Origin of the sequence: Bradyrhizobium sp. CCBAU 53340 (assembly GCF_015291645.1) — a bacterium.
GTDB lineage: Bacteria > Pseudomonadota > Alphaproteobacteria > Rhizobiales > Xanthobacteraceae > Bradyrhizobium.
The window spans coordinates 812,355-838,162 of record NZ_CP030056.1 but is presented as its reverse complement, the minus strand read 5'-3'; the positions used below and the strand labels follow the sequence as shown (position 1 = coordinate 838,162).

At 60.9% G+C, this 25,808-nt stretch carries 16 protein-coding genes and 4 pseudogenes; 16 read left to right on the top strand and 4 right to left on the bottom strand.

The genetic code is table 11. The annotated features are described in order from the left end of the window. The first annotated feature begins 134 nt into the window (after positions 1-134). The 6 genes and pseudogenes from aepX (at position 135) to groL (ending at position 7,189) form a co-directional block, all read left to right on the top strand. Positions 135-992, top strand: coding sequence for a phosphoenolpyruvate mutase (gene aepX / locus XH89_RS40455; RefSeq protein WP_128930179.1), 858 nt, complete (start codon positions 135-137; stop codon positions 990-992). 1,410 nt (positions 993-2,402) lie between these two features. After that, positions 2,403-2,582 (top strand): annotated as a pseudogene (locus tag XH89_RS41965) (DegT/DnrJ/EryC1/StrS family aminotransferase); the annotation flags it as partial. A gap of 71 nt (positions 2,583-2,653) precedes the next feature. Further along, a complete protein-coding gene (locus XH89_RS41960) occupies positions 2,654-2,875 on the top strand; it encodes an aminotransferase class I/II-fold pyridoxal phosphate-dependent enzyme (protein WP_308421724.1) in 222 nt (73 codons plus the stop codon). A 407-nt stretch (positions 2,876-3,282) separates the two neighbouring features. Continuing rightward, positions 3,283-3,938, top strand: a pseudogene (locus tag XH89_RS41680) (IS3 family transposase); the annotation flags it as partial. Positions 3,939-5,187: 1,249 nt separating this feature from the next. Then, positions 5,188-5,502, top strand: a complete 315-nt coding sequence (locus tag XH89_RS40435; RefSeq protein WP_128955103.1) for a co-chaperone GroES — start codon at positions 5,188-5,190, stop codon at positions 5,500-5,502. A 46-nt stretch (positions 5,503-5,548) separates the two neighbouring features. Further along, the gene (groL, locus tag XH89_RS40430) at positions 5,549-7,189 is read left to right on the top strand and encodes a chaperonin GroEL (RefSeq protein WP_128955104.1); all 1,641 of its coding nucleotides are present in this window, start codon (positions 5,549-5,551) and stop codon (positions 7,187-7,189) included. 807 nt (positions 7,190-7,996) lie between these two features. On the opposite strand, the gene repC is transcribed toward groL, so the two are convergent. The 3 genes from repC to repA form a co-directional block, all read right to left on the bottom strand. Further along, on the bottom strand, positions 7,997-9,229 hold the full coding sequence (repC, locus tag XH89_RS40425) for a plasmid replication protein RepC (protein WP_128929792.1): 1,233 nt from the start codon (positions 9,227-9,229) through the stop codon (positions 7,997-7,999). Between the two features lie 195 nt (positions 9,230-9,424). Further along, the gene (gene repB / locus XH89_RS40420; RefSeq protein ID WP_128929793.1) at positions 9,425-10,444 is read right to left on the bottom strand and encodes a plasmid partitioning protein RepB; all 1,020 of its coding nucleotides are present in this window, start codon (positions 10,442-10,444) and stop codon (positions 9,425-9,427) included. Beyond that, positions 10,441-11,652 (bottom strand): plasmid partitioning protein RepA, encoded by a 1,212-nt coding sequence (gene repA / locus XH89_RS40415; protein WP_128929794.1) that lies wholly within the window; start codon positions 11,650-11,652, stop codon positions 10,441-10,443. The genes repB and repA overlap by 4 nt, the downstream gene beginning before the upstream one ends. Positions 11,653-12,822: 1,170 nt before the next feature. Between repA and XH89_RS40410 the strand changes: the two genes are divergently transcribed. Both XH89_RS40410 and XH89_RS40405 read left to right on the top strand, forming a co-directional pair. Further along, the gene (locus tag XH89_RS40410; protein WP_128929795.1) at positions 12,823-14,025 is read left to right on the top strand and encodes an integrase core domain-containing protein; all 1,203 of its coding nucleotides are present in this window, start codon (positions 12,823-12,825) and stop codon (positions 14,023-14,025) included. A 1,083-nt stretch (positions 14,026-15,108) separates the two neighbouring features. Next, on the top strand, positions 15,109-16,296 hold the full coding sequence (locus tag XH89_RS40405) for an RHE_PE00001 family protein (RefSeq protein ID WP_128929796.1): 1,188 nt from the start codon (positions 15,109-15,111) through the stop codon (positions 16,294-16,296). Between the two features lie 590 nt (positions 16,297-16,886). Here the strand turns inward: XH89_RS40405 and XH89_RS40400 are convergent. After that, positions 16,887-17,237 (bottom strand): annotated as a pseudogene (locus XH89_RS40400) (transposase); the annotation flags it as partial. A 38-nt stretch (positions 17,238-17,275) separates the two neighbouring features. Between XH89_RS40400 and XH89_RS40395 the strand changes: the two are divergent. The 8 genes and pseudogenes from XH89_RS40395 to XH89_RS42320 all read left to right on the top strand — a co-directional run bounded on the left by XH89_RS40395 (position 17,276) and on the right by XH89_RS42320 (position 25,737). Then, entirely contained in the window at positions 17,276-17,440 is a 165-nt protein-coding gene (locus tag XH89_RS40395) for a Trm112 family protein (protein ID WP_128929798.1), read from the top strand. A 133-nt stretch (positions 17,441-17,573) separates the two neighbouring features. Next, the gene (gene glnK, locus XH89_RS40390) at positions 17,574-17,912 is read left to right on the top strand and encodes a P-II family nitrogen regulator (RefSeq protein ID WP_128929799.1); all 339 of its coding nucleotides are present in this window, start codon (positions 17,574-17,576) and stop codon (positions 17,910-17,912) included. Between the two features lie 1,132 nt (positions 17,913-19,044). Continuing rightward, positions 19,045-19,248, top strand: coding sequence for a hypothetical protein (locus tag XH89_RS41675; RefSeq protein WP_232995619.1), 204 nt, complete (start codon positions 19,045-19,047; stop codon positions 19,246-19,248). Between the two features lie 75 nt (positions 19,249-19,323). Next, positions 19,324-19,695: a nickel-dependent hydrogenase large subunit gene (locus tag XH89_RS41670; protein ID WP_232995620.1), complete on the top strand. Its 372-nt coding sequence runs from the start codon at positions 19,324-19,326 to the stop codon at positions 19,693-19,695. Positions 19,696-19,828: 133 nt separating this feature from the next. Next, a complete protein-coding gene (gene gltB / locus XH89_RS40380; protein ID WP_128955105.1) occupies positions 19,829-24,550 on the top strand; it encodes a glutamate synthase large subunit in 4,722 nt (1,573 codons plus the stop codon). Between the two features lie 317 nt (positions 24,551-24,867). Beyond that, on the top strand, positions 24,868-25,197 hold the full coding sequence (locus XH89_RS42330; RefSeq protein WP_371746377.1) for a hypothetical protein: 330 nt from the start codon (positions 24,868-24,870) through the stop codon (positions 25,195-25,197). A gap of 48 nt (positions 25,198-25,245) precedes the next feature. Next, positions 25,246-25,491 (top strand): hypothetical protein, encoded by a 246-nt coding sequence (locus tag XH89_RS42325; protein WP_371746376.1) that lies wholly within the window; start codon positions 25,246-25,248, stop codon positions 25,489-25,491. Beyond that, positions 25,388-25,737 (top strand): annotated as a pseudogene (locus XH89_RS42320) (transposase). Before XH89_RS42325 ends, XH89_RS42320 begins: the two are co-directional and overlap by 104 nt. Positions 25,738-25,808 lie beyond the last annotated feature (71 nt).

Below are 25,808 nucleotides of genomic sequence, written 5' to 3'. Positions count from 1 at the left end.
TCGGCTTACCTCGATCGAGAACTGGCAGAACATCCCGAGAATGTCCGCCGGTCACATGTCCCAACAAAGGAGTCGCGATGCAATCACAGTCAGTTCTCGGCAACCGCCCTAAACCATGCGCCTCACTTGCAGAAATGCTGCGCGCTCAGATCTGCTCCAACCGCGACCTCTCCTTCCTCATGGAAGCTCACGATGCGCTCTCCGGCGCAATCGCCAAGCGCGCGGGATTCAAAGGTCTGTGGGCGTCGGGCCTCGCAATCGCCTCCTCTCTTGGCTACCGAGATGCCAACGAAGCATCATGGAGCCAACTCGTCGACGTGGTCGAGCGGATCGTCGACTCGACCGAACTGCCTGTGCTCGTTGACGGTGATGGCGGCTTCGGGAACTTCAACAATGCACGCCTGCTGGCACGGAAACTCCGTCAGCGCGGCGCTGCCGGCGTCGCGCTTGAGGACAGCTGCTTTCCGAAAATGAACTCGTTCATTGGCGATCGGCATCCGCTCGCAGATATCGATGAATTCTCCGGCCGTCTGCGGGCAGTGAAGGATACAGTGGCGGAAGACTTGGTCCTCGTGGCTCGGATCGAAGCCCTGATCGCCGGCCATGGAATGGACGAAGCACTGGTACGCGCTAGTGCTTACGCCGCTGCGGGAGCCGACGCGATCCTCATTCACTCGCGTAAGAGCACGGCGGACGAGATACTCTCGTTCGCGAGTTCCTGGCAGAACCACCGACCTGTCGTAATCGTTCCAACAAAATACTATCGAACGCCGGTCTCGTCATACCGTGATGCCGGCATCTCTACCGTGATCTGGGCCAATCACTCCATGCGAGCTGCGACTGCGGCAATGCGGCACGTCTGCGGCCGCATTATCGCTGAGGAAGGCGTTGCCAGCATTGAGCCAGCTATCGCGACCCTTGAAGAGATCTTCGAGTTATTAAGGTACGACGAACTCGCTCGCGCGGAAGAGCGATATCTTGACCCAGGATAGGTCTTCATCCACCCGATATCTCGTTCTCGATCGATTGTTGCGGTTCAATCGCCCTTGTCGATAGTCCCGCTTAAAGTATCTGATGATCGGCCAGGCAACGGATGTCGCCGCAGCAGCTCCGTTAATGAAAGGGTCGATCGTTTCTCCTGTCGGATCGTGGCTCGATTTCCGGGTTTCCGCACGAAACAAACCGCGGCAACCCTCTCGCCAATAGACCACGACCATTTAAGACGATGAACCAGGTGCAATTCTGGGCGCTACCCCGAGGTCGACAATCGTTGCGGCCCTGCACGATATCATCGAGTCCGGAGCTACAAGGCCCGCACAGAAAAGCTTCTTGCTTGTCTGTTCGAAAGTTGCAGCTCGCAGCCATGCATGCGACGATCTCAGGCGTTACGCCATCGACAGCACCGAAGATCTTTGAATTGCAGAGCGCATTCCACTGAAGCCAATGCCTTACAGGTTGTGCGATCAACTACCACACTTATCAATTGATATGGTGGCGTCGGTGCATCAAATATTTGACCGACGTGCGCCCGACTGCTCACACGTCACTTGCAAGGAATTCCGCATGCGACCCGAATCACAGTCTGTTCTTGCCAATGCACGTGATCAATGCGCTGTACAATCGACCGCAGAAATGCAGCACGGTCAGTGCGTCCTCTCCTTTAGCGTGGAAGGGCGTGATCGGCTCGCTGACACGATCATCCGGCGCGCAGGTTCCACATTCCACCGATGTGCCACGCCGATTGGCCACGACGGAGTCGCTCGCGCGCTGTTGGTGAACACCGCCTCAGTAGCGGTTTCGAGCACATTGGTTTGGCGTTGCGGTTTCCGATACTCCGGCGGGAGGACGTTCTGCTGCCCTTTTCAATCGAAAGGACGCATTGCCTGGATTGAGGAGGGAGCGCCTATCTCGAGTGGCTATGAGGCTTCATCTGCTGCGGAGTTCGCCGTAATCGAAGCGCGACCTATGACTGAGCAGATCGCGAAATGCGGCCGAGTGGTTCGATCGTGAAAGACCACAATCAGCTCAGGAGGAGCGCCTGCTGGCGCAACCACTGTCTTTGCTTTTAGGTTCGGGCACTGCCGCCGCTCGTGACGCAGCTAAGTTAGCTGCCGATGGCGCCGTCCGATCATCGATCTGGCGGCGGGTGAAGTGATCATCGATCCACCATCATCGGCCCGCGAGGGGGCAATTGCCGCCATCAAGGCCAAGATAAACCGCTATACGGATGCCATCGGCCTGACGCCGCTTCGCAGCGCCGTTGCCGAAAAGCTGTCATCGGAAACCGGCATCGGCTGGCATTTGAACGATATCGTTATAACTGCTGACCTGCCACTGAATGTTCATCCAGCGGCAGTTAGAGTCTCGAAGCGGATGCAAAACAAGGGCTGCTCAATGTTGCGTTGGCTCTGCTGGATCCGGGTGACGAGGCCATCGCCATTCGTCCCTGCCGGCCGACATTCCCGTCCCAGGTTCTTCTCGCTGGCGCAAAACCCGTGTTCGTTGATGCCCGCCCGCCCCGATATAATTCCGATATTGACGCAATCCGCGCCGCTGGTACACCGCGCACGAAATCCATTATCGTCAACTCGCCCAACAATCCTACTGGTGCAGTCTATGATCGAAGTACCCTTCGAGCTATCGGAGGCCTCGCATCAACTACCAGTTATGGATCTTTTCCGACGAATGCTATTCCAGCTTCGTATTCACTCGTGAGCGCCATGAATCGATTGTCATGGCGCAGCCCGGCGTACGTTCACGGACGATCCTGGTCAACGCTTTCTCCAAGGAACTGGCGATCACTCGCTGGCGACTGGGCTATTTAGCAGCCCCCCGGAGATCGTTTCTGCGGCCAGGAAGTTGCAGGGACATATGACCTCGAACGCCAATGTGATCGCGCAGCACGCGATCATGCACCACCTCAAAATCCATGACGGCTGCTCTGAGCGGCTGATGCATCGGCGCCTTTCTGACGCTCGTGAGATAGGACTTCTGCACCTCCTCCGAATAAGTGGACACCTGTAGTAGCTCAGAGAGCCCGGAGGTATCGAATGCCAGAACGTCAACTTCGATGGTTCACAGAGGACTACAAACGCTAGGCCGTTGAACTGGCGGTATCGAGTGGTCGATCGATCGGATCGGTCGCCAAGGAGCTCGGTCTGCGCGGTGCTGCGCCGCTGGATAGACAAATTCCGGCAGGAGCCGGCATCGGCGGCGTGGCGGCCCACCACGCAGGCGACGCCGATGCCGAGATCCGGCAGGTCCATCGCGAGAGCAGCCAGCGGCAGTTCTCGAGTCCACGCCGCCCTGCGGACGCGGGGACGTGGGCCAGCCGTGGCCGGATCGAACGGCTGATGCGACGGCATGGCATTCGGGCGATCATGGCGCCGCCATGTCGCGTCCGCACCACCGACAGTCGCCACAATCTGCCGATCGCACCAAACCTGATCGCGCGCGACTTCACCGCCGCGGCCCCAAACCGGGTCTGGCTGGCCGATATCACCTACGTCCCACGGCGGAGGACTGGCTGTACCTGGCAGCCGTCATGGACCTCTTCAGCCGCAAGATCGTCGGTTGGGCGATGCCGGATCACATGCGGGTCGAACTCGTCTCCTCCGCACTGACGATGGCGCTTCGCCAGCAGCGGCCGGACGCCGGATTGGTCCATCATTCCGATCGCGGAGTGCAGTACGCTTCACACGAGTATCGCGCGGCCCTTACCGCCGCGGGCCTGACGCATCGACTGCTACGACAATGCCCCGATGGAGAGGTTCTTCCACACCCTCAAGACCGAGCTCGTTCATCATCGTCAGTACCAGACCCGTGCCGAAGCCCGGCGCGACATCTTCGCCTTCATCGCGGGCTTCTCCAATCGAACCAGGCTCTATTCCGCCATCGGATATATCCCTCCGATCGAGATGGAGCTAAAAGCCGCTTAAACCCGTCCGCTTTCTCGGGGGAAGATCAGAGCGCAAAAAGAGGTCAGTCTGACGCACTATCGAGATTGAAGACCGCGTTGAGCGGGGCGACTAACGGCGAAAATCGAAGCATTGTTGCTGATGGATGTTAGGCTCCGAACCACATCTTTCGTCTTGTCTGCAATGTTCTTTGTCCGTCACTTGCGCTCGCTGTCGTGACAATCGGCATTTCTTCTCTCCGCACAGCCGGGACACCCGAGGACCCAACAGCATACAACCTATCGCCACGGCCGATTCAACCCTCATGCGAGCCATCCTGGTGTGAGATAGTTGCAGTAGCTACGCTATCGCCTTGTTTGCTACCTTCAAACTCGCGTCACCAATCCTCTCAAGGTGATGCGGGGGCGGACTCGGCGTATCCCCCGATCCAGTCGTGTGCCGCCCCCACTCTTCGCGAGCGGTCTGAAGAAGATGCGGTGAAACCGGGGGCGTTGCATCTCGTTGCCTCCCCGGAAGCCCATCTCGTCGCAATATAAGACGCGAGAAGCATGCGTATACGATCATCAGCATCACCGCGGAAGAAGGGCGGACGAAGCGCGATTGAACTTTGCGTGAGCGCTGATCTCGTCTTGATTCAGTTCTCCCGCGCGGGCGTTTCGTTCAGCTCCTTGAAGAGGTCGCCGCCGGCCCCTGGCCGCTTTCATCCAGCTCCGGTCAACTGCCAAGGTTAGCGATGGAGCGAGATGAAAAAAGGCGCTATTTTTCAAGATCGGCTTGCCTAGAACGAGACGGCATCCCGAACCTGTTCACACTCCTTGGCTGTTGCGGATGTCGCGGCTAACTCGATGAGAATTCCGTCCACTGAAGCAAGCCCGGCGAACTCCTGTTACGTCGCGCGTTCATCAGCGCTAGGGTTCGTTTCGGCCGGAGCCGTATCCGAGCAGTCAATGAGACCAAGAATGGCTTTAGCAACTACTAAGACTCTCGAGCGCACCAATGTCTGAGCGTTCTTCCAGGCCAAGAGCATCCGCCGCGAAATCGTGCAGACCTCGGCCGAGCAGGGCAACCTCACACTGCGCTAATAGCGGCCGGGCCAGTTAGCTACGATAAATGATTCTGGCAGAGACGACTTCTGAGTGTGATTTTTTGCTGGAAGCTCTTGCTCCTGTAGAAGCCCCGTCCTATTTCAGCTGCGTCTGCGCTAGCACTCGTAGGCATCGATTGCTCACAAGGTTGAAGTCTCAACTCGTGCAAATATTAGGAGGACTGCATGAAATTCCGTCCGCTTCACGACCGCGTCGTGGTCAAGCGCATCGACGCAGAAGAGAAGACCGCTGGCGGCATCATCATTCCCGACACTGCCAAGGAAAAGCCCTCCCAGGGCGAAGTCGTCGCCGTCGGCCCCGGTGGCCGCGACGAAGCTGGCAAGCTGATCCCGATCGACCTGAAGGTCGGCGACCGCGTGCTGTTCGGCAAGTGGTCCGGCACCGAGGTCAAGATCGACGGCCAGGACCTGCTGATCATGAAGGAGAGCGACGTGATGGGCGTTCTCGAGGTCGCCGAGTCCAAGAAGAAGGCGGCTTAAGAGCCTCCCTCCTCCCTCCAGTCAAACACCTTAAGGAAAATTCCAGATGGCAGCCAAAGAAGTCAAATTCTCGGTTGAAGCGCGCGACAAGATGCTGCGCGGCGTCGACGTCCTCGCCAACGCGGTGAAGGTCACGCTCGGTCCGAAGGGCCGCAACGTCGTGCTCGACAAGTCGTTCGGCGCTCCCCGCATCACCAAGGACGGCGTCACCGTCGCCAAGGAGATCGAGCTCGACGACAAGTTCGAGAACATGGGCGCCCAGATGGTGCGCGAAGTCGCCTCGAAGTCCGCTGACGCGGCCGGCGACGGCACCACCACCGCCACCGTGCTGGCCCAGGCGATCGTGAAGGAAGGCGCCAAGTCGGTCGCCGCCGGCATGAACCCGATGGACCTCAAGCGCGGTATCGACCTCGCGGTCGAGGCTGTGGTTGCAGACCTCCAGAAGAACTCCAAGAAGGTCACCTCGAACGACGAGATCGCCCAGGTCGGCACCATCTCGGCCAACGGCGACCAGGAGATCGGCAAGTTCCTCTCCGACGCCATGAAGAAGGTCGGCAACGAGGGTGTCATCACCGTCGAGGAAGCCAAGTCGCTCGAGACCGAGCTCGACGTCGTCGAGGGCATGCAGTTCGACCGCGGCTACATCTCGCCCTACTTCGTCACCAACGCCGACAAGATGCGCGTTGAGATGGACGACGCCTACATCCTCATCAACGAGAAGAAGCTCTCCTCGCTGAACGAGCTGCTGCCGCTGCTCGAGGCCGTGGTGCAGACCGGCAAGCCGCTGGTCATCGTCGCCGAGGACGTCGAAGGCGAGGCCTTGGCCACGCTTGTTGTGAACCGTCTGCGCGGCGGCCTGAAGGTCGCGGCCGTCAAGGCTCCGGGCTTCGGCGATCGCCGCAAGGCCATGCTGCAGGACATCGCGATCCTGACCGGCGGCCAGGCGATCTCGGAAGATCTCGGCATCAAGCTCGAGAACGTCACGCTCAACATGCTCGGTCGCGCCAAGAAGGTGATGATCGACAAGGAGAACACCACGATCGTCAATGGCGCCGGCAAGAAGGCCGACATCGAGGCGCGCGTGGCCCAGATCAAGGCGCAGATCGAGGAGACCACCTCGGACTACGACCGTGAGAAGCTCCAGGAGCGTCTTGCCAAGCTCGCAGGCGGCGTCGCGGTGATCCGCGTCGGCGGCGCGACCGAGGTCGAGGTGAAGGAGCGCAAGGATCGCGTTGATGACGCGATGCATGCGACCCGCGCGGCTGTCGAGGAAGGCATCGTCCCGGGCGGCGGCGTCGCCCTGCTCCGTGCCTCCGAGCAGCTCAAGGGCCTGCGCACCAAGAACGACGACCAGAAGACCGGCGTCGAGATCGTGCGCAAGGCGCTGTCGGCTCCCGCTCGCCAGATCGCGATCAACGCCGGTGAAGACGGCTCGGTGATCATCGGCAAGATCCTGGAGAAGGACCAGTACGCCTACGGCTTCGACAGCCAGACCGGCGAATACGGCAACCTGGTCTCCAAAGGCATCATCGACCCGACCAAGGTGGTCCGCACCGCGATCCAGAACGCAGCCTCCGTTGCAGCGCTCCTGATCACCACCGAAGCCATGGTCGCCGAGCTGCCGAAGAAGGCCGCTGCCGGCCCCGCGATGCCCCCCGCCGGCGGCATGGGCGGCATGGACTTCTAACGACGAGTCGTCCCGGACGCGGTGCAGCGCGCAAGCGGTGTACCGCCGATCCGGGATCTCGCTGAGCAAAATCCAACAGCACAAACCCTGGCAGCAATGCCGGGGTTACCCTTTTTTAGGCGTGGACCGTCTAAACGGCCGGCACGATTGGTTCCGTTGCGCATTGCCTTCGTGCCTTGGCTGATCGTCAGATCAGGTTTTTGTTTACCCACACGGCAGGTCGCAGATGAGAAACGTTAGCCTTATAATTCTCGGACCTGAGCATTTCGTTTAGACTCGCGGACGCATGGTCGCGCGGCTTATAGAGCTATGCTCGAGCGCGGCGCAGCATTATCGAGGCATATCACTCGGCCAAAACTCGTGGGCGCTGGCGGCGACGAGATGCCCGACGACACGGGCTGATACCGCAACAGGTGTTTACCTGGCGCCGGCAACAAAAGCGGACGTTCCGCAGTTCGTACCGGCGGTGGTCGACGCCATGGCGCCAGCCGTGGCTGCGCGCCATGACGTAAAGACAGCGATGCAAGGCCAAGACAGATTCGAAGGGCTTAATTGGCGGCGGATAATTGCTGCGCTGCGGCGAACGAATCAGGCGCCTTGAGGTCGTTGCAAAACGACGGCGCATACGATCTAATCTGTGGGTGTCACCGCTCATTAGCCCGTACGCAATGTTGGCCTGACGTTTCTTGAGGTGCTGTCGCCTTCGCGCCCAGTCCGTTAGCCAAGACCTCTTCAAATTGAACCTCAACATCAAACCTGCGACGGCCCGAGCCGCTGGGCCCAAGAGACACTTACCTAGACTAGCCGTTAGGCCCTTCGTTTTTCGTGCAGTCGTGAGTTGATCTGCGCCATTAGGATTGGCCCGAGCGAGAATTCGCCGGCCTCGGCTTTTCGCGTCAGCCCCCGCAGATATCCGCCGGCTGAACGGATGACCTCCCCTCGCTGCAGGATGCAGCCGACCACAATTGCAGCCTGAGTCTCCCCCATGACGCTCTGCGCCTCCTCCCACGCGCTGGGACTGATGCCAAGCATGGATCGAACGACCGCCGCAGTCGCAATGAAATCGCGCCAGTTTGAAATCCCTCCCTTGGCGTAGTCGACGATGTCTGGACATGCGCTCAAGACCATACCCAAAGGATAGGAGCCTTCCGCAAATCGCGCCGGTTGTGGTTGCGGCTCGGTACTCGCCGCCCTGCCTTCTTGGAGGCTAGGTTCAAGTTCAGTAAGAGTGTTTGGGTTTGAATTCTGTAAGTGACGCTCAGTATGGGACTCATTGGCGCTCATATTTGCTGCTTGGACGTGAGTTTCCAGCAGATTGAGGACGTCGTCGGCAAGCTGCGATAGTTCGTCGGCGATCGCCTCAAGTTCTTGGCAGGTCGCCCGGCGTGGAATCGTCTCGACGATCGAACGGAATGCCCGATGCACCTCGTCCCAATCAGCCGGCCCCTTCCATTCCCTGTGGGTCGGCACGTTTTCCTCGATGCCCGTTGCAATCATCTTGGCGATGTCACGACGGCAGAGTGTGATGCGCTCGCGCGCATGTTTGATAGCACGAGCCTCCGCTTTGATTTCCTCAGCCAGCCTCTCGAACTCTTCGGCGCGAACGACGAGTGGCGACAAGTCAAAGCCAAAGGCGCGCTCGATGTCACCGCCGCTGCCTTTGCGAGCGTAGCGCTTGCCGTTCGGACTATCCCTGCGAACGATGAGCCCGGCGTCGACAAGCACAGCGAGATGACGCCGCAACGTGGACACCGGCATGCCGTGAGCTCGCAGCGTCAGCTGATTGTTTGACGGAAACACGATGAGGTCACCCTCACCCGTGAGCGTAGTCTCGGGATGAAAGCTGAGCAGAGCATCCAGCACCGTCAGCGCACGCTCAGAGATACCGAGGCGCGGCCTTGCGATGCAGATGGCCTGAAAGATCTTCCATTTATGGACGATCTTTTCCGATGGCCTGGTCGATACTGCGACTTGTGTTGCCACATGGGCAAGCTTCAACGAGCGCCGCCCAAAGGGCGTCGTTGGGGCACGTGATTGCATGTCTTTGCCTTATGCGGGCAAAGAAAATCTGCTCGCCGAAACGGCGCCGTCTCTCACAAGACTCTTGACTATGGTGCGCGGAAGTGATTCTCTTTAGTCGCCAAACTACGAAGAGAGGCTTCCGGGACGGTGACGTTGCGGGGGCCTTTTTTCTTTTGCCGTGCTGCTCCTGGTTCGCGGTTGTTCATGAGGCGGCTAAGCCCCGGTGGTCTCCTCGGATCTGTCCGATTTGCAAAACGTCTCGAACAGGTTCGGAAGCTGGGTGATAAGAAAGTCCGCGAACAACGCCGGGACCTTCTTGTCGATGGTCAACTTGAGTTCTCGATCGCCCTGACGGACCTGAGCGATGCGCTGTCCATCTGAGGCGAGCACAGCAGACGATCGCGCGAATTGGCGAGTTGCAGCAGGTTTATTCGCGGCCGAGAACACCGTCAGAAATCTGTCGTCTGACTCACGGCCGGCGAACTTGTCGTCCCCGATCGCCGCCCTTACGCGGTCGATCACCGACGCATCCGCCAAGAGATCAGCAAAGCTCTGCCATCGCCCGCGGCCAACCTTTGGGGCCTTGCCAATAGCATCGATAATGTCGGGCGGAATGGATCTCGCAACCGCAATCAGTTTTGACGCTTCGGCCCTATCGACTGCGAGCGCGTCTTGAACGACTGCGCGCTTGTGCCCGGCATCTTCGATGCGCATTGCGAACATCGCGCGCTCGATGAAGCTCAAATCCTCCCGCGGCGCGTTCTCAAGGCCTTGTGCCACGACGAGGGCTTCGTCGGAGAGCGGTTTTAGGATCGCTTTGACGGCAATACCCAGCTCGCGCGCGGCACGCACCCGGCGATGACCATAAGCGCTCTGATATCGTCCCGGCATTGTCGGATGCTTGCGGACGAGGACAGGAACCTCCTGGCCGATCTGCGAAATCGATTGCTTGAGAAGTTCGTAAGAAGCCGTGTCGTCGTCGCGAAAACGATCAGACACGGGCGAGGGATCTATCAGACCGGGATCGATCTCTACGATCGTCGCGCCAGATGTGAGCTTGTCCCGAAGCTCCTGATTCTCCTTCTCAACTTCTGAGAAAGATTCCTTCAGCGAGCGCACAGCACCTGACGACACCCGCGCCAGCGGCGCTGGTGCTGTGTTGTCAGCTGACAACGGACTCGTCTGAGGTGCGGCAGTAAAAAGCCCCCTGATAGCATCCGTGCGCTTGCTCATCGTCCCCACACCTTCTTCAGCAGCTGCACGATCTCCGCATTGATAGCATCGACAGATTCAACCGCCCTGTCATAGGCGCCGCGTCCGACGGATCCGCGGTCAAGCTCATAGAGCGATTGTTTTGTCAGGCCAGCATTGGAGATCGCAGTGGATTTCCAGGCTGTCGCTTGCAGCACGTTTTCGCGGAACAGATTGCGCAGCAGCGCAACGATCTGAGCCTCAGGCACGTCATTCGGATCATGGCGCGTGATCACATAGCGGATGAAATCGTGATCGAGGCGGCCGCCCGCCTCCTCGATGACGGACATCAAATCCGACGTCATCAGAAGGAATTGGCTCATCGATGCGACATCGACCATCTGCGGGTGGATTGTCACCAGCATCGCCGTCGCCGCATTCAAAGCGCCCATCGTCAGGTAGCCGAGCTGAGGTGGGCAGTCGATCACCACGACATCATAGTCGTCGCTTACCTGATCGATTGCGCTCGCTAGGCGGCGAAAAAAAAGATCATGTCCACGTTCGCGGCGCTCGACCATGGCGCGCGGCGTGTGATGCTCAAACTCCATGAGTTCGAGATTGCCAGGCACTAGGCCTATACCCTCGAAATAGGTCGGCCGCACAACTTCACGCATGGGGCGGCGCTGGTCGTCATAGCGGATGGCGCCGTAAATGGTTTCGCTTTGCCCAATGTCGAATTCCGGCTGATAGCCGAACATGGCCGACAAAGAGGCTTGCGGATCGAGGTCGATGGCCAGAACTCGAAAGCCGGAAAGGGCGAGATATTGGGCCAGATACAGGGCGGTCGTTGTTTTGGCCGAGCCGCCCTTGAAATTAGCGACCGTGATGATTTGAAGCTTTTCGCCGGGGCGCCGCCGTGGGAGAAAATCAACTGCCTCCCGCGGGCGGGCTGCAGCCAGATAGGCCCGCAGCTCATTCACTTGAGCTAAGGTATACGACCGCCGCCCGCCATGACCGATCGCGGGGGCAGGTCCCAGGCCGTCGAGGGAAAGTTGCCGCAAATAGCCGTCTGACACGCGAACGATCTTGGCCACCTCTCCGGAGGAGAACGGGCGAAGAGTCTTGGCAGCCGCTGGTGGAAAAAGGGCGGCGCCCAACGAGCGGAGTTGACCAGAGAGTAGAGTGGCATGGCAGGAAATGCGCGCGCTCGCTGTCTCCGGCCACCCCTCCTCTGTCTCAAAAACTCTCATCTTTCCAATCCAAAACGGTTTTTGCAGCTCAGACGGCGGATTACCGTCTGCAGACTCAACACGATTCCCGAGTCGGCGCAAGAATGAAAGGATTAACTTTGCGCGCTCGCTCCTCCAGACCCATTCATCGCCGACCCCCCGCCACCCACAGCCACCTTAGCCGTCGAGGCATTGTGCGCGGCAGCGCCAGCGATCAAGGTGTCACCGGCCGGCGTTGGCCGCATCCTGCCCCGCTTTGGATTAAGCCGCATACGGATCTGGAACTGGCGGGCCGGAGCGCCGCTCAGCCCGGCGGGGCTTCCGTACCGACGTTAGAGGCTTCGCCAGATTCTCAGTACCGGCTATCGCATCACTCATGATTCCCAAAAGGGGACAGCCGCGGCGCCAACCATGAGTTCATCCGCGTCGCGACGCGAAGCTTCGTGCCTGGCTTTTTCCCAAATCCGCCGTGACGAGGAAAGGTGCGGTGCCTTTCTCAACACGATGTCATCACCTACTTTTGCGGCCTCAACATCCGGCATGAGCGACAACGGCTTTGTTATCGCGCCAAGCCTTCGCCAAGGGAGAGAATGGCGGTCACTAGGCCCGGCCACAAAGAAACGGGAAAGACCGAGCGCATTGCAGGCTTCGCTACGCGAGCGGCCACGCGCCTAGGACCCGCTATAACATGGTACCGTCCGCACGCGGCCCGAGGCCAAACCACCCGCCATGACCACGGATGACCTCCTCACCGCCTTAACTCCGGAAGAGGTCCGAGCGGTGAATTAGTTGGCGGGTTTTCTGATGCTCGCCGTTGGTTCAGGGCTACCTGGGCCACCCCGGACTCCTCCTTGGTCGCTCGGGGCTTCTGAGCCTAGCGAAACGAGCGGCAGGTGAACGGACCCCACGCTCCACGGTTGCCACGGCACTGTTGTCAGCTGACAACATGCGGGACAACTAGCGGCAAGGGAAACGGATGACGCCTGGAGACGGCGAATGGCGCTAGCGTTCGCGTTGCGCTGTCCAATCCATCAAGCGGGCAATGGTGCGGCACGAGCGAGGAATGCGCCACCCGCTGCTTGCATGCCGGGCGGGGGGCTGGATGGGTACAGACCGGGCTGAGTGCTGACAGATTAGACCGGGTTGATTCCTGACAGGCAAGGCTCGTCTGATTCGAAGGAGGATCAGGCGATGCCTTTCAGGGAGAGCAGTCCTGTGGAGGAGCGTGTCGCGTTGTTTCGAGAGTACGAGACGGGGGCATTTTCGGTGACGGAGCTGTGCGCGCGGCACGGCGTCAGCCGAGAGACGTTCTACGTCTGGAAGCGGCGTCGGGAGAGCGGGGAGCGGCGCTGGTTCGAGGAGCGCAGCCACGCGGCGGCGAGTTGCCCGCATGCGACGGCGGGGCGGCTGGCCGATCGCATCGTCGCGACGCGGCAGCGGTTTCCGCATTTCGGCCCGAAGAAGATCAAGGCATGGCTTGAGCATGAGCGGCCGGAGGTCGACTGGCCGGCAGCCTCGACGATCGGCGACATCCTGAAGCGTGAGGGCCTGGTCGAGGCGCGTCGGCGCCGACGCCGGGCGATTGCGCAAGGCGAGGTGGCGGCGCCGGCAAGCGCACCCAACGAAGAATGGGCGATCGACTTCAAGGGCTGGTTCCGAACCCGCGACGGCAACCGCTGCGATCCGCTGACCATCACCGATGCGGCGAGCCGCTATCTTATCGAAGTGCGCATCGTCGATCCGACGGGGGCGGGCGTCAGGAGCGCCCTGGAACGTGTTTTCAAGGACATCGGCCTTCCCGCCGCGATCCGCTCCGACAATGGTGCACCGTTTGGATCGACGGGGGCGGGCGGCCTTTCGGCGCTCTCGGTATGGTGGCTCAAGCTCGGTATCGAACCGCGCTACATCCCCCCGGCGAGCCCGCAGGACAACGGCCGGCACGAGCGCATGCACCGCACGCTGAAGGCCCAGACCACGAAGCCGCCCGCGGCAACGGTCGCCGAGCAGCAACGCCGCTTCGATGCCTTCCGCCACCACTTCAACCAGGAGCGGCCACATGAGGCGCTCGACCAGATGCCGCCCGTCAAACTCTGGCAGTCGCCCTCGCGCACCTTGCCACGCCGTCTCGATGACCCTTGGTACGACGCCGATCACGAGGTTCGCCGGGTGCGTCCCACCGGCGATATCAAATGGCGCGGCGAGCACGTTTTCGTTGGCGAGGCGCTCGCAGGTGAGCTCGTCGGCCTCTGTGAGCACGACACTAGCGGCCACCTCGTGCGCTTCTGCGGTCGCGATCTCGGGCTGATCAATTGCGAGCGGCGTTTCCTGCGCTTTGCTCCGCCGCGCGCGCGGCTCCGCATCGCGCAGGAAACGCCGCAGACAGGAGAACAATGATCGAATATTGTCAGGCATCAGCCCGGTCCAAAATGTCAGGAATCAACCCGGTGGACCATGCAACCCGCGCGATTGAAGTACTCGCATACCACGCCACTGCCCCCGAAGGGGCCTCCAACTTTTGGTCGAGCCTCGACAGTCCCAGCGGGGACTAGACTGCACCCCAAACCGACACAGATGGACTGGTCGGGTAAGGCGCTTGAGGAAACTACATTGTTGATCCGGCAATTTACCGCTCGGATGGATCCATCCCGCTCGAGACGATCCCCGCTCGGAACCGGCTCAAGAGCCTTTGTCTCGTAGTCTGCGGTCGGCCCCCGTACTGTTGTCAGCTGACAACATCTTGTGCGATGTGGGGGAGGGCAAAAGAGGCGCGATGAGAAAGCAGGCGAGTCGGCGTTGTCAGCTGACAACACCTCCTAGGTGATCTGCAGAATTCCGACGGGTCGCCCATTCGAGCACTTGTAGCCCGCGCGTCCGGCGAAACATGGTTAATGCATTTTAATGGTGAATCCGACACCAACACTTCGCAGCAAAACGTTGTCAGCTGACAACACAGCCTAGCTCAATCTAGGCCTTTGATACAGGCGTTCTCACGACTGGCCAGAGCGAGTGAAGGCCCGCGAAGCTCCAAATCGAACTACGGTTGGCTAATCGTTCGAACCCTTCTTGAAGAAGTCTCGTAACCGTTCTTTGACCATCCGCCGATACGCCGTTAGCTGGTCGGAACTGAACTCTTCAAGACGACCGTTGCCACGCCTACTCGCCAAATCTGGCTGCTATCTCCGCGAGGGGTAGTTCTCGATATGACCTTCGCACCGCCGCTACAGACTGCCTAATCATGCGCCAGACTCATGCGGGGCCCAGTGGGGGGCCATCGCCGCTTGTAGATGAGCCGCCCAGCAACTGCCCCCGCCGGTAGTAATGATGCCAACCGGGTTGCTCTACAGCTCTACAGGCGGACGGCCGAGGAAGGAGAATAGAGGCTAGGACTCCGACATCGGTTTAAAGACCGATCGGCACTAACGCTTGCACGCTCATCATAGCAGTTGAAGCTATGTCGCTATGACGGAAATTAGCGACATGATAGCTTCCGTGTCGCCGATTCTCATCAAAGTTATCAAGGCGTTGTCTAGTAGCTACAAAATACCAGAACCGTTGCCCTGGTCGGCGATTGCACTTCCGCTCGCAGCCGCGGAAGATGCTTTAGCCCGTCTAGATGAGCGCCTTGCGAAAAGCCCAATCCGAGACGGTTGGATTAGTCGGACGCACTTCACCGACGCATGCGCCACTCTATGGCTGGAAGGCGAACTCGTCCACCTCGAAGATCTCGTTCTTCATGACGCTGGCATGGATGTTCGTGCGCCAACTCACGAGCTGAGCCGAGCTCGCGATGTACTCCGCGCCCGCCGGCGCATTCACCGCGAGGGCCCCGACTGGGCTCTCTCGTCCGTCGGGATCACCGATCTGCGCGGGTTAGCCGGCACAAATGGAATAGAAGAGGAGGACTGCGAACCGCCGAACATCGGAACTACGCATCATGAGGCGGAGCAGGACAGCCATGTGCCGAGAACCCACGACTACTCTTCTGTAACTCAGAGCAATGACGGACTCGCGCAGGCTTTCGCAGAAATCGACGCCGCGATCGCCAAGACCGACCAGATCTTAACCAGCGATCTCCGTCGAATGACCGAGCGGGATCCACTGGTCTACGACCCCGATTGGGACGAAGAAAAGCGTCTTGCCGTCTGGAGACGCGGCCTTCAGCAAAGCAGGAGCCTGCCTCCGACGCTCGCGGCGGCCATTGCCGCGGACAGCTGGCGCAGTCTCGAGCCCCTTCAGCACCGACCCTGGCTTGGCCAGCTGCTTACGTCTGCGCTGCTAGGTCATCGGAGAAAAGCACGCTCACACCTGGCTTGCCTGCATGAGGGGCTGAAGACGATCCCGCGTGAGCGACGCCGCTCGCGCGACCTTGCAACCCGTCTCGTCGCGGAGCTTGAGGCCATCACGGCCGCTGGTGAGATTGGCCTGAAGACGCACGACAGGTGGCTGAACGAACGCACTCTGATGCTTCGAAGGGTGGCCGGCCATCGATCGACGTCGAAATTGCCGGCGCTTATCGATTACGTCTTCAGCCGGCCAGTCGTTTCTGCCGGCATGATCGCAGAAGAGCTGGATATCACACCGCGTGCAGCATTGAGTCTCGTAAATGAGCTTGGTCTGCGCGAGACCACTGGACGAGGGCGTTACCGAGCCTGGGGTGTTCTCTAAAAAAGATAACCTACCCGAGTGCCAGCAGACGACCAATCTGCCGGTTCCTAATGCCCGCAGGATCAACCCCGCCATCGAGAATTCCCGAGACTCTTGAAAAATACAGCTTGCGCCCAAGCGGGCCTCCGCACCGATTGATCCCCTCCTCCATGACTCGGACTCAACAAGAGAGATGGACAAACGGCCGATCTGCCGCAGGCTTCGTTCTCGTGACCTTGGAACGGCCTAAAGTCCTGCTGCCCATGCCGTTGCGGCGCTTGAGCTCGGCGGCTCTCCTAAGCTCAGCCTGCCGCGAACGGACAGGGGACTCGATGCTCGTGACCACCCACAGGCGAAAACGATAGCGGGTGGTGGGCTTGTCGATGGGGCTAAGGCCCATGTATCATCTGCATCCTTTCCTTGGGCTCCGGCGCTACGAGAATGACAGGGTATCCCGACCGCGGCAATCGTATCCCGTTGCGTGGTGTCGCTGGCGGCGATCACCGCGATCGTAGGCAGGAGCCGGGCAGATCAGCTGGCGATTGCCGGAGGGCTGAAGGCTGAAGGCTGCATCATTCATTGGCAGCGGTTTACAGAGTCATGCAACAGCCGCGTTGGACGGCCCATTCATCATTATTTTGCTCGAGCGGGATCGCGCCGATCAGGCGTACGATGGCGTCTTCGTTCAGGAAGATGCCGACCACCTCGGTGCACCGCTTAATCTCGTCGTTAAGGTCCTCGATTGGGTGGTGGAGTGCTGCTTGGTCCGGGGCTGCGGCGAGAAGGTCACATAGGCCAGCACATCGGTCCAAGCCTCGCCAGCAAGCGCGCAAGCTTGGGCAATTTTGGCGGAGCTGGTCGGCGACCTTGCACCATTGCGCCTTTTCTGTCTCCGCATCGTCTGGGCAAACGCAGTAGCAATGAACGCTGAGACGACGCGGCGTCCACTTTTTTGCCGGCATGCGCCGGGGCGTTGTTAGAGGCAATGCCGGAGACGCCGATGTCAGCGTCCGCCGAACGCCCTGAAATAGTGTTCGATCAAAAATTGCTGCAGATCCTCGTCTGCCCGCTGACTAAGGACCCGCTGGAATTTGGCTCGGCCAAGCAGGAGCTGATCTCGCGATCGCGCAAGTTCGCTGACCCGCCCGTTTTCATAATCCGTTAGGCAAAGCGGCGATCTGGCACGGGATTTGATCTCAAGAGCCTGGGTGCTCGGGTAGTGAAACTTTACCGTCGTGGCGAACAAGTCGAGAAACGCCCGGCCACTTCCGGGCCGGGCCCAAGCGGGGATAGAACCCATGAAAATGGTTATGGCAATTATCAAGCCATTCAAGCTGGAAGACGTCCGTGACGCCCTGACCGACATTGGTGTTCACGGTCTCACGGTGACAGAAGTCAAGGGATATGGCCGTCAGAAGGGCCATACGGAAATCTATCGCGGCGCCGAATATGCCGTGAACTTCCTGCCCAAGATCAAGATCGAGGTCGCTGTCGCTTCTGATCAGGTCGACAAGACCATCGAGGCCATCACGTCCGCTGCGAAAACCGGGCAGATCGGCGACGGCAAGATCTTCGTCATCAATCTCGTCCACGCGGTCCGCATCCGCACCGGAGAGACCGACGCCGCGGCCCTTTGATTTCGCGGCCTGGATCTACCTTTCGATAACCCGAGCTTCGGTGTGGTGCCGTGCCAGTTCGCGCGCAGTTCTTCCGGATCGGAACCGTGTTTTTCGCGAGATGCACCGCGGCCTATCGACAGCGGCTCGGGTCGCTGTAGTCCGATCGCGCAAACCGGCGCCGCACTCGCTAGAGCTGGCCCTCGATCGCTTTCTCGGAACCGGAAGCATCGCGTCGGGAGCATTCCTTCAATGCGGCGGAGGAACTCGGGCCGATTGCTGAGCAGCACGTCGTGCTGTTCAGCAGATCGCCTATGCGCCGCATTGCGGACCGTGTCACTAAAGGTACCGTCGCGTTCGCCAACAGTTTGGCACGTTCCAGACAGTAGGCGCGTTTGCGTTCCGACGGAAACGGGGCGGCCGTGTGGCGGTCGGCGATGATGTTTTTGAGCGTTGGGCATTCTCGTGATGAGCGCCACATCTGACCGCTTCCCGCGACAATGAGGCGCGGGAGAAGAATGCTTCGACCATGAGATTGTACCCTCGCGAGCTCCCGGGCATGCATGTAGAGGAGAGTGCCAAGCTACGATGGTCAACTTCTTGCAAAGTCCTTCGAACAACGTCGGCGCGTTTCGACATTCAGTCCAGGCGCCAGAGCATCACGCGGCGAAGTTTTCACAACTTATGCCGTCCCGCTGCAGCGAGCCTCGGGCTTTGACAGCTCGTAGCCGCCGTACTGCCTGAGCTCTTAAGACCAAGCTGCGCATCTGCGTAATCTGTATGCACGGGCTCAAGTGCACTTGCTGCCTGGAGAGCTTTATGCGGATCATCGCAAACCGCCGCTTAAGGAAGCGGGGCTGTCGATGATCTCGCTCGGCGCGACGGGCTATCATGGCGGCCGCTGGAGGCCAACCCGAGGCAATCTTTCCGGCAAATGCGGGCCAAATGTAAGGGCCAAGTACCTCGCGGCTCAAGACAATCCACCGCATCCAGACAAGTGCTAACGTCGCGGGCATTTCGATGCCGGCCGGTTGGCCGAGAATGGACGACGAGCAGGCTAGCAAGGGCTATTGCCTCTACAAAATGGCTGCAAGGGGAAACCACCTAACGCTTGCTCGACCAGAGTGCGCAGCAATTCGGTATTGAGAACACCATGGCGACGTTCGTCCATGCGGCATGTGATGGGGCTGAAATGCCTTACGAGCAAGCGCGGAAGCGCCGCCCACGAATTCAGTCGAACTCAGAGAGTACAATGATGGGCATTCAGACGCCCAACCGATTCACGCTCGGTAACTCCAGCGAGGGCGATCTTGTCGATCCGCTGACCAGGATCGAATTCACCTGCTTATCGAGGTGAATGTCGATTCCGATAATGTGATCCGCAACGCGGTCTCAACGAGACGATGCGGCGTGGTATTGGGCGCGCGATGCCTTGGCGTTCACCGAGCGAATTTGCTGGGTCTGTACCGGCACGCACGCGCCGGCACCTGCGCGCAGTAGTGAACCGCTTGGCATCGTCATCCGGGAGATTCCCAGTTTAAACCTGTTACATCATGCAACTATGCATGACTATCTCGTGCATTTTTTGTCACGTGCATGCTCTGGATTGGGCTGGCTTCGGTCGGCGCGGTCTTCGCAGTCGAGGCTGACGCCAAGGCGGCCTCAGCACTTGCGCAATCGATCTCATTCGTCGCGTTACTGCTCACCAGGCTCACCAGGCTCGTGCAAACAAAGAAACTCGATCCATTCAAGAGCGCATTTTCGAGGCACCCAGCGTACAAGCTTTCGCCGTAGGCGAACCTAATGGCGGTGGCACATTGCCTGCAGGCGCTCGATCTCTAGAAGGACGTCGACAAACTCCACGTGCTGTTACGGCGGCAAGAACCCGCATGCGAACTGGCTAGTTGGAGTGCACCCAATGTCGAAAGAGGAATACAATGAACGGGTCGCAATTCGAGCGCGGAAACATCGTGGCAGAAGAGCTGTCGGCGACGGTCGCCTCGAAAACGACCGATCCGATTCAGGAACACAATTCCCGCCCCAAAGCCGAAGGCCTGTACGATCCGAGCCTGGAGAAGGATTCCTGTGGCGTCGGCTTCATCGCCAACATCAAGGGCCAGAAGTCGCATGAGATCGTCTCGGATGCGCTGAGCATCCTCTGCAATCTCGAGCATCGCGGCGCCGTCGGCGCCGACCCGCGCGCCGGTGACGGCGCCGGCATCCTGGTGCAGATCCCGCACGCCTTCTTCAGCCGCAAGGCCAAGGAGAACAAGTTCGAGCTACCCGCGCCGGGTGAATACGCCATCGGCGCGCTGTTCATGCCGCGCGACACCGCCTGGCGCAACGTCATCAAGAGCATCATCGCCGACCAGATCAAGGCGGAGGGCCTGACCCTGCTCGGCTGGCGCGACGTGCCGACCGACAATTCCTCGCTCGGCGTCACCGTGAAGCCGACCGAGCCTGCCTGCATGCAGGTGTTCATCGGCCGCAATGGCGTTGCCAAGACCGAGGACGAGTTCGAGCGCCGGCTCTACATCCTGCGCAAGTCGATCTCGCAGGCGATCTACCAGCGCCGCGACCGCGGCCTCGCCGGCTATTACCCCTGCTCGATGTCCTGCCGCACCGTGATCTACAAGGGCATGTTCCTCGCCGACCAGCTCGGCAAGTACTACCCTGATCTGCACGAGAAGGATTTCGAGAGCGCGCTGGCGCTGGTGCATCAGCGCTTCTCGACCAACACCTTCCCGGCCTGGTCGCTGGCGCACCCCTATCGCATGATCGCGCATAACGGCGAGATCAACACGTTGCGCGGCAACACCAACTGGATGGCGGCGCGCCAGGCTTCGGTGAGCTCCGAGCTGTACGGCAAGGACATCAGCCGGCTCTGGCCGATCTCCTACGAGGGACAGTCGGACACCGCCTGCTTCGACAACGCGCTGGAATTCCTGGTGCAGGGCGGCTACTCGCTGCCGCACGCCGTCATGATGATGATTCCGGAGGCGTGGGCCGGCAATCCGCTGATGGATGAGAAGCGCCGCGCCTTCTACGAATATCACGCCGCGCTGATGGAGCCGTGGGACGGCCCGGCCGCGATCGCCTTCACCGACGGCCGCCAGATCGGCGCCACGCTCGACCGCAACGGATTGCGGCCGGCGCGCTATCTCGTGACCAAGGACGACCGCATCGTGATGGCGTCCGAAATGGGCGTGCTGACCATCCCCGAGGACCAGATCATCACCAAGTGGCGCCTGCAGCCCGGCAAGATGCTGCTGGTCGACCTCGAACAGGGCCGCCTGATTCCCGACGACGAGATCAAGGCCGAGCTCGCCAAGAGCCATCCCTACAAGGAGTGGCTGGAGCGGACCCAGATCGTGCTGGAAGACCTGCCGAAGGTGCCGACCACGGGCGTGCGATCCAACCTCTCGCTGCTCGATCGCCAGCAGGCGTTCGGCTACAGCCAGGAAGACATCGCGATCCTGATGACGCCGATGGCGGCCACGGGGGAGGAAGCCGCGGGCTCGATGGGCAACGACACGCCGATCTCGGCGCTGTCGGACAAGGCCAAGCCGCTGTTCACCTATTTCAAGCAGAACTTCGCCCAGGTCACCAATCCGCCGATCGACCCCATCCGCGAGGAGCTGGTGATGAGCCTCGTCTCGATCATCGGGCCACTGCCGAACCTGTTCGACCTGCAGGGCATGGCCACCACCAAGCGCCTCGAAGTCCGTCAGCCGATCCTGACCGATGCGGACCTGGAAAAGATCCGCTCGATCCCGGAAGTGGCCGAGTCGCACTTCAAGCCGCGCACGCTGGACACCACGTTCCACGCCGGCCTCGGTGCGGCGGGTATGGACCAGGTGCTGGACGAGCTCTGCGCACGCGCGGAAGTCGCCGTGCGCGAAGGTGTCAACATCATCATCCTGTCCGACCGCATGGTCGGCACCGACCGGGTGCCGATCCCCTCGCTGCTGGCCTGCGCCTCCGTGCATCATCATTTGATCCGCACGGGCCTGCGCACCTCGGTTGGCCTCGTCGTCGAATCCGGCGAGCCGCGCGAAGTGCACCACTTCGCTTGCCTTGCCGGCTACGGCGCCGAAGCGATCAATCCTTACCTCGCGTTCGAAACCATCATCGCGATGAAGGACCGCCTGCCCGGCTCGCTCGACGACTACGAGATCGTCAAGCGCTACATCAAGTCGATCGGCAAGGGGCTGCTCAAGGTGATGTCCAAGATGGGCATCTCGACCTACCAGTCCTATTGCGGCGCGCAGATCTTCGACGCGGTCGGCCTCAAGGCGGATTTCGTCGGCAAGTTCTTTGCCGGCACGCATACCCGCGTCGAGGGTGTCGGTCTTGGCGAGATCGCGGAAGAGGCGGTGCGCCGCCATGCCGACGCGTTCGGCGAGGCTCAGGTCTACAAGACCGCGCTCGATGTCGGCGGCGAATATGCCTATCGCAGCCGCGGCGAGGACCATGCCTGGACCGCCGAGTCGGTCGGCCTGCTGCAGCATGCCGCGCGCGGCAATTCGCTGGAGCGCTATCGCGCCTTCGCCAAGATCCTCAACGAACAGTCGGAGCGTCTGCTGACGCTGCGCGGCCTGTTCCGGATCAAGAACGCGGAGGAAGAAAAGCGCAAGCCGGTGCCGCTCGACCAGGTCGAGCCGGCCAAGGACATCGTCAGACGTTTCGCCACCGGCGCGATGAGCTTCGGCTCGATCTCGCGCGAGGCGCACACCACGCTCGCGATCGCCATGAACCGGATCGGCGGCAAGTCGAACACCGGTGAAGGCGGCGAGGAAGCCGACCGCTTCAAGCCGATGCCGAACGGCGATTCCATGCGCTCGGCGATCAAGCAGGTCGCCTCGGGCCGCTTCGGCGTCACCACGGAGTATCTCGTCAACTCCGACATGATGCAGATCAAGATGGCGCAGGGTGCCAAGCCCGGCGAAGGCGGCCAGCTGCCCGGCCACAAGGTCGACGCCACCATCGCCAAGGTCCGGCACTCGACGCCGGGCGTCGGCCTGATCTCGCCGCCGCCGCACCACGACATCTACTCGATCGAGGATCTGGCGCAGCTCATCTACGACCTCAAGAACGTCAACCCGACGGGCGACGTCTCGGTCAAGCTGGTCTCCGAGATCGGCGTCGGCACGGTCGCCGCGGGCGTCGCCAAGGCGCGCGCCGACCATGTCACCATCGCGGGCTTCGAGGGCGGCACCGGCGCTTCGCCGCTGACCTCGATCAAGCACGCCGGCTCGCCGTGGGAGATCGGCCTTGCCGAGACCCATCAGACGCTGGTCCGCGAGCGGCTGCGCAGCCGCATCGTGGTCCAGGTCGACGGCGGCTTCCGCACCGGACGTGACGTCGTGATCGGTGCGCTGCTCGGGGCCGACGAGTTCGGCTTCGCCACCGCGCCCTTGATCGCGGCCGGCTGCATCATGATGCGCAAGTGCCATCTCAACACCTGCCCGGTCGGCGTCGCGACCCAGGACCCCGTCCTGCGCAAGCGCTTCACCGGCCAGCCCGAGCACGTCATCAACTACTTCTTCTTCGTCGCCGAGGAAGTGCGCGAGATCATGGCCTCGCTCGGCTTCCGCACCTTCAACGAGATGGTCGGCCAGGTTCAGCTGCTCGACCAGACCAGGCTGGTCGCGCACTGGAAGGCCAAGGGCCTCGACTTCTCCAAGCTGTTCGTCAAGCAGAAGGAAGAGAAGGGCCAGAAGATCTATCACTCCGAGCGCCAGAACCATCATCTGGAGGCTGTGCTCGACCGCACGCTGATCGAGAAGGCGACGCCTGCGCTCGACCGCGGCGCGCCGGTGAAGATCGAGGCCAAGATCAACAGCACCAACCGCTCTGCCGGCGCGATGTTGTCGGGCGTGGTCGCCAAGATCTACGGCCATGCCGGGCTGCCGCACGACACCATCCATGTCGGCCTCAAGGGCACTGCCGGCCAGGCCTTCGGCGCGTGGCTGGCGCAGGGCGTCACCTTCGAGCTCGAAGGTGAAGCCAACGACTATGTCGGCAAGGGGCTCTCGGGCGGCAAGATCATCGTCAGGCCGCCGGCCAACAGCGGCATCGTGCCGGAAGAGAGCATCATCGTCGGCAACACCGTGATGTACGGCGCCATTCAGGGCGAGTGCTACTTCCGCGGCATCGCCGGCGAACGCTTTGCCGTGCGCAATTCCGGCGCGGTGGCGGTGGTCGAGGGCGCGGGCGACCATTGCTGCGAATACATGACCGGCGGCATCGTGGTCGTGCTCGGCAAGACCGGGCGCAACTTCGCGGCCGGCATGTCCGGCGGCATCGCCTATGTGCTGGACGAGACCGGTGACTTCGACAAGCTGTGCAATCTGTCGATGGTCGAGCTCGAGCCGGTGCTGTCGGAAGAGCTGATCAACGCCGGCACCTACAACCACTCCGGTGACCTCGAGGCGCATGGCCGGGTCGACGTCTTCAAGAACCTGCTCGACTCCGACGTCGAGCGGCTTCACGTCCTGATCTCGCGCCACGCCAAGGCGACCGGCTCCAAGCGCGCCGCCGATATCCTTGCCAACTGGAAGGAATGGCTGCCTAAATTCCGCAAGGTGATGCCGGTCGAGTACCGGCGCGCGCTGCGCGAACTGGCCGCCAACGCGGACGCCGAGCCGAAAATCTAAATCGGGGCGTAAGAAAACGATCTCATGGTGAGTGGGGCGCGAAGACCGCCTCGTAAATACACAAGGCCGTCGCCGACAGCTTTAATTACCAAATCAAACTGATCGCGATGCAACATTGAGGCGTGTTAGGCCTCGCCAGACGGACCGTGTTTCTTGGCGGCGGATCGAGGTCAAGCGACTGAAGACGCTGGAGGAGGAGAATGCGAAGCTGAAGAAGCTTCTGGCCGAGCAGATTCGATGCGGCTGCCCTTCGCGAGCTCCTTTCAAAGAAGGGGAGGGGGCCCCCCCGCCACGCGCGCTGCCGTCTGCAGGCTGTCATGAGCCTGTCGGTGCGGAGCGCCTGCTCAATCATCAGCGCGGACCGGAAGATGATCCGCTATCAGTCCAGCCGCCCGCTGGATGCGGAGCTGCGCGGCCGGTTGCGCGATCTCGCCACCGGGCGGCGGCGGTCGTTCGGCTACCGCCGGGTGTTCGTCCTCTTACGACGGGAAGCAGAGCCATGGGGGATCAGCCGGATCTACCGGCATTATCGGGAAGAAGCACTCGCGTCCGCAAGCGGTGAGCTCGCCGCAAGGCCGTGGGGACCCGGCCCCGATTCTGGTGCAGGCCAGGCCCAATGCACGCTGGTCGCTGGACTTCGTTCATGACCAGTTCGGCATGGACGGCACTTCCGCATTCTCAACATCGTCGATGACGTGACCAAAAAGTGCCGGGGGGCTGTTCCGGATACGTCGGTCTCGGGCCAGCGCGTCGCCCGCGAGCTGACGTTCGTCGAGCGACGGGGCAAGCTACGGATGATCGTGTCCGACCATGGCACCGAGTTTCACCTCCAATGCCATGCTGCCTGGTGCAAAGGACACAATCATCGACTGGTACTTCATTGCGCCCAAAAAGCCGATGCAGAACGGCTTCATCGAAAGCTCCAACGGCTCGATGCGTGACGAACTCCTGAACAAGACCCCGTTTTCGATCTTGACGACACCCGCGCCAAGATCGTCCGCTGGGTCGCTGACTACGATATCCGGCGCCCTCACTCGTCGCTAAATACCTCACCCAGCGGCCTATGCCGTCCAACTCACCGCAAGGACGACCGGTTACGCAAACCCGACCAGCTCCGCCGATCGTCCGCTGCTACACACGCGCCGCTCAGCGTACAAAACCCTGAGCCTCTAACCGCTGCCGGATGAGTGGCAGGTCATGCCGATTATACAAGGATTGATCTGTCCAGGATCAACTTATCGCCCCGCCGCTCGGGGTA

Coding starts and splice junctions, on each gene's coding strand:
- aepX (WP_128930179.1), top strand. CDS start 135: ATGCTGCGCGCTCAGATCTGCTCCAACCGCGACCTCTCCTTCCTCATG.
- XH89_RS40435 (WP_128955103.1), top strand. CDS start 5,188: ATGAAATTCCGTCCGCTTCACGACCGCGTCGTGGTCAAGCGCATCGAC.
- groL (WP_128955104.1), top strand. CDS start 5,549: ATGGCAGCCAAAGAAGTCAAATTCTCGGTTGAAGCGCGCGACAAGATG.
- repC (WP_128929792.1), bottom strand. CDS start 9,229: ATGCAATCACGTGCCCCAACGACGCCCTTTGGGCGGCGCTCGTTGAAG.
- repB (WP_128929793.1), bottom strand. CDS start 10,444: ATGAGCAAGCGCACGGATGCTATCAGGGGGCTTTTTACTGCCGCACCT.
- repA (WP_128929794.1), bottom strand. CDS start 11,652: ATGAGAGTTTTTGAGACAGAGGAGGGGTGGCCGGAGACAGCGAGCGCG.
- XH89_RS40410 (WP_128929795.1), top strand. CDS start 12,823: ATGCCTTTCAGGGAGAGCAGTCCTGTGGAGGAGCGTGTCGCGTTGTTT.
- XH89_RS40405 (WP_128929796.1), top strand. CDS start 15,109: ATGATAGCTTCCGTGTCGCCGATTCTCATCAAAGTTATCAAGGCGTTG.
- XH89_RS40395 (WP_128929798.1), top strand. CDS start 17,276: ATGTCAGCGTCCGCCGAACGCCCTGAAATAGTGTTCGATCAAAAATTG.
- glnK (WP_128929799.1), top strand. CDS start 17,574: ATGAAAATGGTTATGGCAATTATCAAGCCATTCAAGCTGGAAGACGTC.
- XH89_RS41675 (WP_232995619.1), top strand. CDS start 19,045: ATGGCGACGTTCGTCCATGCGGCATGTGATGGGGCTGAAATGCCTTAC.
- gltB (WP_128955105.1), top strand. CDS start 19,829: ATGAACGGGTCGCAATTCGAGCGCGGAAACATCGTGGCAGAAGAGCTG.
- XH89_RS42330 (WP_371746377.1), top strand. CDS start 24,868: ATGAGCCTGTCGGTGCGGAGCGCCTGCTCAATCATCAGCGCGGACCGG.